The 13,599-nt window shown below is 44.6% G+C and carries 13 protein-coding genes; 8 read left to right on the top strand and 5 right to left on the bottom strand.

Annotation, left to right across the window (positions count from 1 at the left end; translation table 11 throughout):
• Window positions 1–259: 259 nt before the first annotated feature.
• The 4 genes from emrD to HC752_RS21200 all read right to left on the bottom strand — a co-directional run bounded on the left by emrD (window position 260) and on the right by HC752_RS21200 (window position 4,448).
• Complete coding sequence (gene emrD / locus HC752_RS21215) at window positions 260–1,468, bottom strand: multidrug efflux MFS transporter EmrD (protein ID WP_190337202.1); 1,209 nt, start codon at window positions 1,466–1,468, stop codon at window positions 260–262.
• A gap of 264 nt (window positions 1,469–1,732) precedes the next feature.
• Window positions 1,733–2,215 carry a L,D-transpeptidase family protein gene (locus HC752_RS21210; RefSeq protein ID WP_190337201.1) on the bottom strand — a complete coding sequence of 161 codons (483 nt, stop codon included), beginning with the start codon at window positions 2,213–2,215 and terminating at the stop codon, window positions 1,733–1,735.
• A 192-nt stretch (window positions 2,216–2,407) separates the two neighbouring features.
• Window positions 2,408–3,910 (bottom strand): NAD(P)H-hydrate dehydratase, encoded by a 1,503-nt coding sequence (locus HC752_RS21205; RefSeq protein WP_190337200.1) that lies wholly within the window; start codon window positions 3,908–3,910, stop codon window positions 2,408–2,410.
• Window positions 3,911–4,226: 316 nt separating this feature from the next.
• A complete protein-coding gene (locus HC752_RS21200; protein ID WP_190337199.1) occupies window positions 4,227–4,448 on the bottom strand; it encodes a hypothetical protein in 222 nt (73 codons plus the stop codon).
• Window positions 4,449–4,813: 365 nt separating this feature from the next.
• Here HC752_RS21200 and HC752_RS21195 point away from each other — a divergent pair, with 365 nt between their 5' ends.
• Window positions 4,814–5,701, top strand: a complete 888-nt coding sequence (locus HC752_RS21195; protein ID WP_190337198.1) for a LysR family transcriptional regulator — start codon at window positions 4,814–4,816, stop codon at window positions 5,699–5,701.
• A 188-nt stretch (window positions 5,702–5,889) separates the two neighbouring features.
• Here the strand turns inward: HC752_RS21195 and HC752_RS21190 are convergent, their stop codons facing one another.
• Window positions 5,890–6,615, bottom strand: coding sequence for a MipA/OmpV family protein (locus tag HC752_RS21190; RefSeq protein ID WP_190337197.1), 726 nt, complete (start codon window positions 6,613–6,615; stop codon window positions 5,890–5,892).
• 275 nt (window positions 6,616–6,890) lie between these two features.
• Between HC752_RS21190 and HC752_RS21185 the strand changes: the two genes are divergently transcribed.
• The 7 genes from HC752_RS21185 (at window position 6,891) to HC752_RS21155 (ending at window position 13,537) form a co-directional block, all read left to right on the top strand.
• Entirely contained in the window at window positions 6,891–7,535 is a 645-nt protein-coding gene (locus HC752_RS21185; protein WP_190337196.1) for a hypothetical protein, read from the top strand.
• Window positions 7,536–7,545: 10 nt separating this feature from the next.
• The gene (locus tag HC752_RS21180; RefSeq protein ID WP_190337195.1) at window positions 7,546–8,229 is read left to right on the top strand and encodes an ATP-binding cassette domain-containing protein; all 684 of its coding nucleotides are present in this window, start codon (window positions 7,546–7,548) and stop codon (window positions 8,227–8,229) included.
• Window positions 8,217–9,500, top strand: a complete 1,284-nt coding sequence (locus HC752_RS21175; protein ID WP_190337194.1) for an ABC transporter permease — start codon at window positions 8,217–8,219, stop codon at window positions 9,498–9,500. Before HC752_RS21180 ends, HC752_RS21175 begins: the two co-directional genes overlap by 13 nt.
• A gap of 112 nt (window positions 9,501–9,612) precedes the next feature.
• Window positions 9,613–10,410: an outer membrane lipoprotein-sorting protein gene (locus HC752_RS21170; protein ID WP_190337205.1), complete on the top strand. Its 798-nt coding sequence runs from the start codon at window positions 9,613–9,615 to the stop codon at window positions 10,408–10,410.
• A gap of 1 nt (window position 10,411) precedes the next feature.
• Window positions 10,412–11,683, top strand: a complete 1,272-nt coding sequence (locus HC752_RS21165; RefSeq protein ID WP_342029502.1) for a hypothetical protein — start codon at window positions 10,412–10,414, stop codon at window positions 11,681–11,683.
• Window positions 11,683–12,735 (top strand): sensor histidine kinase, encoded by a 1,053-nt coding sequence (locus tag HC752_RS21160; protein ID WP_190337192.1) that lies wholly within the window; start codon window positions 11,683–11,685, stop codon window positions 12,733–12,735. Before HC752_RS21165 ends, HC752_RS21160 begins: the two co-directional genes overlap by 1 nt.
• Window positions 12,736–12,754: 19 nt before the next feature.
• Entirely contained in the window at window positions 12,755–13,537 is a 783-nt protein-coding gene (locus HC752_RS21155) for a LytR/AlgR family response regulator transcription factor (RefSeq protein ID WP_190337191.1), read from the top strand.
• Window positions 13,538–13,599 lie beyond the last annotated feature (62 nt).

Below are 13,599 nucleotides of genomic sequence, written 5' to 3'. Positions count from 1 at the left end.
TGTTCGAATAACGTTTGCCATTCTTGGTTGGTTCGTCGTTTGACCATTTCAAGTCTCCTTTGAGTTGGAGACTTGATCTTATTATTCGAGACGGATGATTAGAACGCGGGGTTCATGATGCGCTTACATTCATCGTACCCTCATGCCTAAACGTCGCTGCTAAACAACCCACTGGAAGTTGCACAAAAAGCCCTAATTAACCGTGGTTCAATTCTTTTCTGAGTGACGTCACCCAAGCTAGGATGATGGCAAGCTGGGTTTACATCGCCGTGACAGGGGGGTTGGGTTGTATTTCGGGGTGTTTACCTACCCAAATTAACCCGAGCATTGCCAAAATAGCGCATATAAGCATGAGGATGCCTAACGGTAATTGGTTACTGGCGGGAAGGATTGATGCCGCTAGAGTCGCAATACCGGCTCCAAAATTTTGCATTCCACCTAAGAGTGCTCCTGCCGTCCCAGCGTGAGACGAGTATGGTATTAATGCACCTGTTGTTGCTGCGGGAAACAAAATACCGGCTCCCAGAAAATAGACGGTTGCTCCACCGACTAAGGTAACTGCGGTAGTTTGGTCGTTTAGCCCAGGAAGCAATACAATGACGGAGCCAATCACCGCGGCAACCATCCCGTATATTAGAGCCTGATTTTCGGAGCTTTTTTGTGCAATGACGCTCGACAGCCCCGCGCCTGCTAAGTACCCGGGAATGGGGGCTATAAACAGTAAGCTAACAACGGTCGCGGGCAGTTTTAGGGTGCCTCCCAACAGCACGCCCGCAGCAGCTTCAAATACCGCAACCCCTGCGAACATAGCGATGAGGCAGGCTAAATAGCCTTGAAAGCGACGGTTTACCAATACGTGTCGATAGTTTTCCCAAACTGGTGCGGCATTTCGTCGTTCTTCAGGCAGTGTTTCTTTGAAACTTGTCAGCATGGTAATCAAAACGGCGGCAGCAAACAGAGCAAGAAATAAATAGCTGTTTCGCCATCCAGCCGTTTCTGTTAAGTAGCCGCCCAATAAAGGCGCAAGTAAAGGACTAAAGATAATGCACATGCTGATTAGGCTATTTGCTTTGTGTAAGTCTGTGCCTTCGAAGCAGTCTCTTGTTAGTGTACGCGCCATCGTTCCACCACATCCAATTCCTGCTCCTTGAATAAAGCACCCGAGTAAGAATAGCGTGTAATCGTGGGCAAACAGAGTCATGAGTGTCCCTATCAAATAGATTACGAGACCAGAGATTATGATGGGTTTTCTGCCTATTCGGTCAGATAGGGGACCGTAGATAAATTGTGATAGACCATAAGGAATGAGAAAGCACGCCATAACCGCTTGCAGTGCCGCAGGATTAACGACGAACTCTGCTGCCATGTGACCAATTGAAGGAACATACATGGTCTGGCTCATTTGACCAACAGCAACAAGAATGGCGATTAAAAACGTCAATCGTACCAAGGGCACTGGAGAAGACATCTTTACTACTCCTAATAAGAGAGGCGAAAAAATCAGGACGTAAAAGAAAAAAGGTCTTATTTTTTCTTATCCATTTCAATTTAGAGTGGGAAGCAATGTAGTATCCCGATTGGGTCGAGATGTTAAGAGTAAATTGCGTGGTTAACAAGAGGGAATGAAAGGGAAATACACGATACTTTTCTATGTATTGGATTAGAAAATATAATGAATAATGGGGCTGTGTAAGCGTTCATGGAGCAGGGTAAGCTCTCGGTATTCGCCAAACTACTCTGCCCACATGATTTCTATTGGGGTACCCACTTCTACGAGCTCCATAAATTCGTCCATTTCATCATCCGTTATGGCGATGCAGCCTTCTGTCCAATCAAATTGTAGAAGTCGATTCTTTGGGTTGTTTCCGTGAACCATGATGAATCCGCCGGGATCGACACCTAGCGCTTTCGCTCGGGCTTTGTCTTTTGCATTTGGATAGCTGATGTGCATCGAACGGTGAAAGGCCGAATCTTCTTTTTTGTAATCGAGTATATACCGTCCTTCAGGGGTTTTTTGATCGCCTTCTTGCTGCTTATGCCCTTTCGGTGAGCCTCCCAATGCAATGTGATATTCTTTGACGATCATCCCCTTGTTTAGCAGATACATTTTACGCTCCGACTTTACAACTTTGACAAGGTCAACAGCAGAAAACGCTATAGAAGAAAGAGTTAGACTTAAAAGAGAAAGACAGATAAGGGCGTATTTTCTGATCATTGCTGATGATGCAAGTTTGTGTATATTAAGCGTAATTTACTCCAAGTTTCTGAAGTCAGCGAGGAATATTTTGTACTCCTCGCAGGGTATATTCAATTCACATTCGCTTGTCAGTTTAAAGCTTTCTCGTTTAAGAGCCTTCTCGTTTCAGAGCTTTCTCCTTTAAAAGCCTTTTGTTTACAAATCTTTCGTTTAAAAGCTTTTGTTTGAAGAGTGTCCGTTTAAGATCGATCGAATGTAGGGGAAAAGGTCGCTGGCGAGCATGCCGACTTGCCCTTCTTTTTGTGCGCAGTGATCGGCTGCATTACTGTGTAACCAAACACCTAAGCACGCTGCGTCGATGATATTCAGTTTTTGACCAAGCAAACTCCCAATGATTCCGCTTAGTACATCGCCCATTCCGCCCGTTGCCATCCCAGGGTTGCCTTGGTTGCATACCCAAAATGTATCGCCACCATAAATAATCGTACCAGCGCCTTTCAAAACCACCACTCCGCCGTATTTTTCATACAGTTCTTTGGCGGCTTGGAATCGGTTATCTTCCACGTCTTGTATGGAGCAATTTAGTAGTCGAGCGGCTTCACCAGGGTGAGGAGTGATAATGCGTTGTTGATCTTTATTGGGTTGAGCAGCCAAGAAATGCAATGCGTCTGCATCCAGTACTTTCGGGAGCGCTAAGCGGTGGAAAAGGTGGAAAAGTTCATTCCCCCAAATATGCTGACCTAACCCCGGACCAAGCACCAATGTATCGGCCCATTGCAGTGATTCGTTGACGAGGTGTTTATTGCCCATATGTGGGTCGATCATGATTTCTGGGTAGGCTGCCAAGAGCGAAGGGGCATTCTCTTTATAGGTAATCACTTTGGTTAGCCCAGCCCCAGTACGGGCACAAGCCGCACTGGCAAGCGTGATTGCACCGCCCATGCCGTGTGCTCCTCCGACGAGCAGGACACGACCAAAGTTGCCTTTGTGGCTATTGGGCTTGCGGTGCGGTAACGTATCTTTCAATATCTGACCGCCAATCACCTTATATTGCGTAGGGACGCTTTGCTGGAAGTAGTCGTCTGTGCCTAGGCTGTCGTAAGACAGAGTGCCAGTAAAGTTTTTCCCTTTTCCTGTAATCAATCCATGTTTTAAACCGACAAACGTAACGGTATATGCTGCTTCGACAGCAGCACCCAGTGCTTCACCGGAGTCTGCGCACAGCCCAGAAGGTATATCGATTGAAATGACGGGGGCGGGGTGGCGGTTTATTTGATCAATAACTTCAGCATATTGGCGTCGCACGTTGCCAGACAACCCTGTGCCCAGCATCCCATCCACAATAAGATCGAGCTCTTTTGGGCATGATGAACTCGGCGATAATATTTCACCCCCTACGCCCAACCAACCTTGTTGCGCGGTGAGGGCATCTCCCGTCAACCTGTCTGAATCTCCGACATGCCATAACATCACATCATGACCAAACAACTTTGCTAACTTTGCGACAACATAGCCGTCGCCACCATTATTGCCTGTTCCGCACACAACCAGCAGTCTGCTTGCTGTTTTATATTTGTCGCTTATCAAACGAAATACCGCTTTACCAGCACGCTCCATCAGCTCGTACATTGGAATACCAAGCTTTTGTGCAGCCAGCCTTTCACCATCACGTATTTGAGTGGTGGAATAAATAGATATGTGATTATTATTCATTGTCCTAGCCTGTACTTTTAATAGGGGTATTGCTGTTGTGTTGCCAGAGTGTAAGCCATCCCTTGACGTCTTTATTATGTAAAATGCACTTATAATGAGACACCTAAGGTAGGCGATTAGAATTCCATCAGGTACTCGAACGCTATTATTAGAATAGTCTGTATTAGACAACTAAGCGGAAGTAAACATCATGTTCCATGGTGTCGGTTGCTATTGCTTGGATTACAGAGCCTTTAAACATTCAAAAGCCAGTAGGCTCACGCTACTGGCTTTTGAAAAATTATGCTGATCTCTAAGTAAGTACGCTTTTAAATACCTACTTCATATTCCAACGGTCGTCTATCCATCCGCCAGCTTGCTCGTCAAAATGAGCGCCAACGAATCGATGCTGTGATTCCATGTGTTTTTCTTTTTGTGGGTCTCTTTCTAGGATTTGTCGTATGTAATTTGCCATAGGATCATCATGTGGTTGCTCTTGGTTCCGTGTAGCGACTTCTTTGATCATTTGAAGACGGAAGGCTGAACTGACTCTTTTCATAATGATGGCTCCTATATTTAGTGTTTGACGAAGCGATTATTGCTAATCGGAACAACAACGGGTATAGAAAACTTTAGGAGCCACATAACAGAGCGTCAAACTTGTTTTTAGAACATTTCAGGCGAGCAATATTCCTGTATGGTCACTCTCTGTGATTTGAGCTCATGATTTTATTTTTAAAGCGCAAGAAGCTTTTAAATCGCCTATTTTTTGGGTGATACATCATGTTATGTGATGTGTTTTTCATGCCTTTCCATTGAGACTTAGAAACATTCGTTATGTGTTTGGTTTTCTACTAACGTGTTAATATCCCCCACCTAATCATCACTCCTGATGGGAATACCCCTTCAAATAGCAAGGTAACTATGCATACGCTCGATCAATTGAATGCCTTTGTTGAGGTATATGAAAGTGGCTCGTACAGTGCGGCGGCGAAAAAACTAAAAAAAGACAGAACGACAATAAGAGAGTTGATCAAAGCATACGAAGATGGCTTGGGCTTAGAGCTCTTTTCAATTATTGGGCGAAAAGCCGTTCCTACTGAGTATGCGGTTAAGCTGATTAACCAAGCTCGAATTGTGATTATTCAGAACCAATCTTTAGTGCAGTACGGGCATTCTTTATATGAAAAGGGGGTCGATGAACTGAAAATTGGTTATGAGTCCAGCTTCCCAACAGATTTCATTGAAAAAATAGAAGAGCTATCGTTGCTACATTACCCCAACCTTCGTGTGCATTGGATCGTCAGCAGTCGCCTAGAGTGCTTGGATGCTCTGATGTCTGGAGATATGGATTTTGCTTTGTTATCGAGCAGAGGAATGGTCTATGCAGAAAATCCCGTGCAGTTTACACACTTAGGCTATGTGCCATTTGGGCTGTATGTCGGGAAAGAATCCAAGTGGACGACGAAAAAACGGATATCCATGGATGATATTCACAACAGCATTCAGTATCAACTGGAAGAGCGAGGTAACGATAGTTTGATACAACCCTTTGCTAACCATACAAGAAAGGTGAATGATTTCAGCTTGTTGCTTTCTTTTCTGCGCAAGAATGGTTGGGCTTATCTACCGCAACATAGAACTCGATATTGGGTTGAAAAGGGAGAGTTAATTAAAAAGGAAAGCGCTTTGCTTGCCAAGGACTACAAAATTCCGTTCAGCGTATTTACTCGAGTGGGGTCTGAAAACTTACCTGTACACGTAACAGTCAATCGTTGGTTTTATGAATATGCCTCAATGTATCTTGACTAAGTGAAGGCACTTTGGATAGAAGGGCATGTTAGTTGGTAAAAACATAAGCAAGCCTATTTGGATTAAAAAAGCACACATAAATTGAATGTAGCCACCTCAATATGCGTGCTGATTTAACTTATTGATATTTAAAGGTATAACTTATGATTTTGGGAAGGTTAATCAACTGAAATGATTAACGTTCATCATTACTGTCCAGCAAACTTGTAAGTCAACCCCAATTCAACAGACCAGCCAAAGCTACGCTGAACAATTGGACTATCATCGTCGTGGCTCTCCATTCGAGCCTTGCTAATGATCACCAGTTTCTTGGAAAAATCATACAATCCAATGACCCCAGCCTGATACACATAGCTGCTTGATGCATCGTACTTCATTAAGCCGGAAGCATTGGATTCCGAAGTGCTAACACCATAGAGGTGCTGAGACAGTTTTTTGTCTCGCCAATCGAGTTCCACATAAGGCGTTAAAGTAAAACGACGCATCGGGGTGTTGAATGTTTTACCTAGATGAACTTGAATCTCCTTACCACCGTGTACCGACATGACGTCTTGCAAGTAGGTGATCCGAGCACCTGGTGTCCCCAGTGTGATGCCAAGCTCCAAATTACCCTCTCGTTCATTGATTCCATTTGGAATCGTATCGAACGTATTGGAAACTTGGGCAAAACGCCAATTTCCTGATACACCTACATATGGCAGTAGCTGAAAGTTAGCCAAGCTGCCATCAATAAAACCACGATCACCGTAGTAAAATAGCGTAGGTGTGACACCTAATTTCGCTGAATCTTCTGTCGAATAGATCGACTGCCCAAACGTTCCGCTTGCGCCAATAATTCCATACTCCTCGACGGGCTCCATGGCTAGTGCAGAACCCGATACCAATGCTAATGAGAGTGCGACAATATTTTTCATAATTTACATCCATGGTCTTTTAACAGGCATATAGAACCGTTTTTTGCTTATTTTCTTTCACAAGCGGCAAATGAATTGTGTATTCAGGCAAGTTAAGCAAAAACAATGCCTAGAGTTTGATAATTGACATAAACATCTTGATGTAATGTGAGTATAGAAGTGAAATGAAATCGAGAAACCATTCACTCCTCATATCGACCGTTTGTCGCATTCTAAAGAACCGATTGTCCGAGCGCATTAAAGTAGCTGCATCAACAACAGAACGGATATTGGTTATGAAAGTCTTGAAAACTGCACTTGTTATTTCGTCACTTCTTTTTGCGGGAATGCCGCAAGTTGTCGCCAACCCATCCAATGAATTAATTGATGAATACAATCAAGCTGCCGAAGGCGATACCGACAAAGTGGCGCTTGTCTATGAGCAGTTAAATCAATTGATTCAAAGTGAAGGCGCAAAACCTTTAAGCCTTGTTTACCTAGGCAGTACACAAACCTTGCAAGGGCGTGATGCGTGGATGCCATGGAACAAAATGAAATATGTGGAGCAAGGATTAGTCACGATAGATAAAGGATTGAATCTAATCGCTTCACAATCTATCCCACTCGATTCTCAGCCAGTGATTCAAGGACTGCCAGATACCTACTTAGCCAGAGCCTTGTCTGCGGCAACGTTTAGCCAACTGCCGGATATGTTCAACCATTTCGACCGTGGCTACGACTTGTTTATTGATTTATTGGATGAGCCTCAATTTCAGCAGATGCCATTTGAAGCCACGTCTTGGATTTACACGTTTGCCATTGAAACCGCCATTCGTGCTGAAGATATCGACCGTGCAAAGACATGGTTGGCGCTGATGAAGCAGAAAAATGCTTCTGATCCCGAAACCCTAAAAGCCCAAGCTTTGTTACAGAAAGTGTAAGGGGGATAAAGTGATTCGTTTTAATCAAATAAAGAAGAACTATCAACTTGGATTGATCGATGTTCCGGCTTTAAAAGGCGCGACGGGGCGTATTAACCAAGGTGAGATGCTCGCACTTTGCGGTCCCTCAGGCTCAGGAAAAAGTACGTTGCTTAATATTTTGGGTTTGCTTGACACCGATTACTCGGGTGAGATTGAGTTTGGTGGTGAACCGTTACCAAAAGCAATGCAAGAAGCCGCCCGTATTCGCCGCTTTGAAATGGGGTTTATTTTTCAGCGTTTTAACTTGGTTCCTGTTATGACCGCACTGGAAAACGTCATGTACCCTTTGAGGCTGGTGGGGTACGCCAAACACGAACAACATGAATTGGCGACGAACATGTTAGAGAAGGTCGGGTTGGCTGAGTTCATTCATCATCGTCCTGATCATCTGTCTGGCGGACAACAACAGCGTGTGGCTATCGCTCGTGCGCTTGTGAACAAGCCCAAACTCGTTATTGCGGATGAACCGACCGCCAGTTTAGACAGCGAAAGTGCCACGCTAGTGATCGATATCATGAAGTCTTTAGGCAAGGAGTTCGGTACCACCTTTGTTATCGCCACACACGATCACAGAATGGCGGATCGCTGTGACAGGATCATTGCGTTGTTTGATGGAAACATTGAAGAGGAGGCACTCAAATGGGTCAGTTAGCCACATCGCTTTCAACATTGCGTATGTTTGAAGAGTTACGCCATGCGATTTTGAACCTTCGTCGCAATGGTCGTCGCAGCGCACTTTCTATCTTTATCGTTGCTATTGCTGTATTTGCCATGGTGAGCGCGGGCGGATTTGGCCTATTTACCTATCAGTCGCTCAAAGAGTCAACCGCACGGGATACTGGGCACCTCACACTGAGTCAGCCCGGCTATTTTGAAGAAGATGAAGAAATGCCACTGTCCAATGGGTTATCCGATACTCAGACGCTTGTCGGAAAAATCATGTCCCTAGATGAGGTACGTTCGGTTCAGCCACGTGTTTATTTTACGGGTTTGATTTCCAATGGAAATAAATCGACCATCTTTGTTGGTAATGGCGTGAATGAGAAAGAATTCGATCTGAAAGGGCCTTTTCTCGATGTTCGACAAGGCAGAACGCTGTCTAGCCCTCTTTCTAGTCGCTATAACCCTGAAGAGCCTCAAATTATGTTGGCGCATGAATTGGCTCGAAATCTAAAGGTAGACGTTGGTGATTGGGTGACGCTGCTTGCCACCACAAGTGATGGCGCGCTTAACGCTTTGGATTTTATGGTTCACGGTATTTACTCAACAGGCATACCAGAATTAGACAAGCGTCAGCTGTATCTTCATATCCATTCTGCTCAAGCGCTTTTGGTGTCTGAAAAAATCAGCACTTTATCGGTTTTTCTTTTTGAAACAGAGCAAACCTCATCGGTGCAAGCACAAGTGCAGTCCTTGATAGATAACACCTCATCCGAACAAGCCCTCCAACTCACACCGTGGCAGGAAAGGGCATTCTTTTATAAGAAAGTTAAAGATCTGTACGATCGGATCTTTGGCATTATGGGATTGGTGATGGGGCTTGTTGTGTTTGTTTCTCTGTTTAATACCATGACGATGTCGGTAACAGAAAGAACACGCGAAATCGGTACTTTGTCGGCGCTTGGTACGTATTCTAGCGAGATTATCTCTGGCTTCATAAAAGAGGCAGGGCTGCTGGCGCTCTTTGGAAGCATTTTAGGGGTCATTGGCAGCATAGCTATTTGGTTATTGCTCCTTGTTGTTGAGATTGAAATGCCGCCACCTCCTGGTCACAGTGAAGGTTACCCGTTGCAAATCAACCTTTCCCCTGAGATCGCAATATATTCAACACTTGGTGTCATGATCATTTGCATCCTTGCCGCCTATCTATCTGCTCGTAAGGGCGCAAACAAACCCATTACTGAGGCTTTGGCATATGTATAAGTTTACTTCTAGAATCGCATTGGTTGGCATGATCAGCGTGGCAGGGCTATTGCTTGTGACAGAAGAGGTGCTTGCGACAGATAAGGTAATTTCGACAGATAAGGTAATTTCAATGTCGGCAGACAAGCTACATGTGACCGATGAAGCACAGGCCAAGATTGACTTAGCAACAGTTGACGCAGCAACAGTTGACGAACAAGTCATTGGCGCACAATCACCGGACGTAAAAATAATGCTCAAAAAAGCGGATGAATATCGCATGGAAGACGAGTCATCCAAAGTGGTGTCTGTTGTTCATTTATTCAAAAACAATGAAAGGGAAAAGACGCACCAATACCACGTGTATACGCGCCCTCAACGGCAGTCTCTCGTGATTTTTAAATCTCAAGTAGAAGCGGGACAAAAAATGTTAATGCTGGAAGACAACTACTGGCTAGTGATGCCAAAGAGTCGTCGTCCTATTCGAATCACACCCATGCAAAAATTGTTAGGAGAAGCGTCTGTTGGCGATATATCAACTCTGACGTGGAGCGATGACTATCAAGGAGTATTCGAGCAAACGGAAAGCCTGATCAAGCCGGATGGCAATACCGTTGAGAGCAATAAGCTGTTTTTGACGGCCAAAACCAAAGGGGCGAGCTATCACACCATCGAGCTATGGCTTGAGCCTGAAACCGATTTTCCCATCAAAGCCAATTTGATATTAACGTCGGGGAAACTCGCGAAAGAAGCTTGGTTTACCAAAGGTGAGCGCAAAGGGACGGCGGCGGTTGTGGCCATGACGTTAATGGATAAGATTCAGCCGCACAAAAAAACACGGATAGAATACAAAGAAATTTCCGCTTTTGAGCTTGAAGAGAAATATTACAATCCGCCATATTTAGTGCGAAATAATGTGTCGGAGTTGTAACGTGACTCGTCTAAATCTCGTCTCGATCGCTTTTTTAGTCTCAGGTTCTTTGAACGCGTCTGAGCTTAGTGCAAATTGGGATTGGACAGTGAGTACAGATTCCATTTCGCCGCGTTCAGGCTCGCCGCTTTTTTCTGAGGAAGCCGCTAAAGAACAAAGCTTGGATGCCTTGCTGGCGTTAGAGTTAAATCGCGCTTCATTGACTGGTGCATTCGCGTTGCTGGCTGATGACCTTTATCAGTCCCAAAGCGCATCAAGCAATGAAAATCACATTATTGTGCGGGAGCTGTTCTGGCAGGGAGAATTGGAACTTGGTGGGGAATATTGGGATTTCACCATAGGGAAAATTCGACAAGACTATGGTGTGGCTTATGGCTACCGCCCTTTGGATGTCTTTCATTCTTATCGTCGCAACCCTGTTGGTATTCAGGTTGAAGAAGGGGTTGGGCTATTGAGCCTTTCTCATTATGGGGCGACAGGGGAGTGGGCTCTGCTTGCCACTACTTCCTCCATGGCTCAACAGAAAGGCAATGATCTGCAAGAAGCCTCTAAGCAAAATGGGGTTGGGGCTCGATTTTATGGTTTGAAAGGCGATAGTGAGTATCAGCTGGTCGCCTATTATGACACCGTGCGTCAAGGTCTTGTTGGCGGCAGCTGGGTGACGGTTTTCGGGCAAGAGTGGGAATGGCACTCTTCGGCAGTGGTTCAACGCAAACACATGACATACGTACAGCCAGATACGCATTTCTCACCTGTAGAAATTGAAGAAAAAGCCAGCGCCTATCAAGTGTTAACAGGGCTAACTTGGAGTGGTTATTCAGGTCATAGCGTGATAGCAGAATATTGGTTTGATAGCCGAGCTTGGAGTGGCAGAGAATGGCAAAACGCATTCGAGAGTGCGAGTTCTTTACGAAACGACTATGCCCAAGACGGGTTAGCAAACTCCTACGCTTTGGGTCTTTCAGGAGCAAACTTGGTTCAGCATAACGTGATGCTTCACTGGACATTGGATACCCAAAATTGGCAGGGGACACATTGGGATAATGCCCCGTCGTGGTTTGAAAAAATCACCCCTAGCTTCGATTTCATTGCTTCACCAGAAGACGGTGGCGTGATTGCCACACCCAGAATTGGTATTGAGTGGTATGACGACGGTAATACCCGTTTTGAAACAGAACTAGCCGCCCGTTTTTATGACGGGAAATCGGGCTCGGTCTATAAGAATTTACACACTAGCCATATGATTTTGTTAAATTTGAAGGGAAAATTTTAATGGTTACAGAATTCGGTGTGCTCCGAAATGAATGGGTTAAGAGCGTCACTTTTACATCATTATTTTGCTTGATGATCGCGACCGTCACGTTCTACGTTTGGGATGCGCCATTTTATAAACACCTATTGATCAGCTTTGGCTACGGCTACAGTGCGGTATTGGGAGCAAGAATCGTCACACTTATCGCGCCAGAGCTTTCACCACGGTTGGTGAATGTATTGTCATTAGTGGTTTCCATGTTGGGGGGGAGTGCAAACGCCTACTACTGGCTCAATGTATATTCAAACTTTTCTGCGTATGAATATTTAAAGCCCACGATTATGCTGGCTTTAGTCTTTTCCACGTTTTGTATTTATTTCTTTTATTTCTACGACCAAAACACTCAGACTAAGCACGAGCTCGAAAAAGCTCGAAGAATCCAAGCCGATCAAGAGAAAGCACTGGTATTGGGTGAGCTGAAACAACTGCAAAGCCAAATTGAGCCGCATTTCCTATTCAATACATTAGCGAACATTAACGTCTTGATAGAAAGTGATCCTGAACGAGCAAGGGAAATGCTTTCTCGTTTAACCGATCTGCTACGTGCAACGCTGCGGAAAAATAGAACGCAACTCGTACCGTTGGAACATGAGCTGGATTTGCTTTCTGCTTATCTAGGTATTCAACAAATCAGGTTGGGTGAACTCATGAGTTACAATGTTACAAAGAGTGAGTCTACTGAAGCGTTAATGGTGCCGCCCTTCTTATTGCAGCCACTCGTCGAGAATGCGGTTGTACATGGATTAGAACCGAGTATAAACCGTGGACATATTAATGTAAGTGCTACGCAAAACCAGTTTGAAATTATTCTTGAAGTGAGCGATAACGGAGTAGGGCTAGTCAGCAATAGCTCTTCAGGCGGACATGGGATTGGATTGCAAAATATTCGCGCTCGCTTGAAAACGTTATTTGGTGACGATGCGAAGCTCGCGGTCATTCAAAATGACCATCATGGTATCACTTCTCGAATCACTATTAATAAGTTGGCACTTGAAGCGCTTCTTAAATCGTAGTTTGGCGTTAGGATTGGGTATGGTAAAGAAAGTGAAAGCGGTTATTGCCGATGATGAACCGCTGTTGCTTCATCACCTTCAGAAAATGTTGTCCGAAGTGTGGCTGGAGCTTGATATCGTCGCGAAAGTCCAAGATGGCAACAGTGCGCTTGACGCCATACTTGAGCATCAGCCGGAAGTGGTTTTTTTGGATATTAGAATGCCAGAACTGGATGGGATATCGCTGGCAGCCAAACTGAATAAATTACAATATCCTCCTCTCATTGTGTTCACCACCGCTTATGATGAATATGCCGTTAAGGCGTTTGAACTAAGTGCTTCTGATTATTTACTAAAGCCTCTAAATGAAGAACGTTTACTCAAAGCCTGCCGTAAGTTGCAAACGAAGCTTGAGGAGCTCCAACCTTCGCAACCCGATCTGCGGTTATTATTCGAGCATCTTAAAGAGCATACCAATGCTACACCGAACTACCTGCATTGGATAAAAGCATCGCTAGGAGATGAGATCCACCTCGTATCTATTGATGATGTGGCGTATTTTAAGTCGGAAGACAAATACGTTTCTGTATATTGTAGAAAGGAAGACGATAGGTTTGATGAATATGTCATTCGGATGTCACTGAAAGAGCTCCTCGACCAGTTGGACCCGAATCGATTTTGGCAAATCCACCGCTCAATCATCATTTCAGTGTCTGCCATCGATAAAGTCAAAAAAGAGTTTTCTGGGCGAATGTTTGCCAAAATTGGTGATTGTGAACTTCCTATCAGTCGAGCATCTCAGCCGTTGTTTAAGGGGATGTAATCTCATTTACTGTCGGGTTATTAGGGCTGTGACCCTGTCGAAAAGACGTTTACTGAGTTCTG

Origin of the sequence: Vibrio sp. S9_S30 (assembly GCF_014694455.1) — a bacterium.
Lineage (GTDB): Bacteria > Pseudomonadota > Gammaproteobacteria > Enterobacterales > Vibrionaceae > Vibrio.
This window is presented reverse-complemented; position numbering and strand designations above follow the sequence as displayed.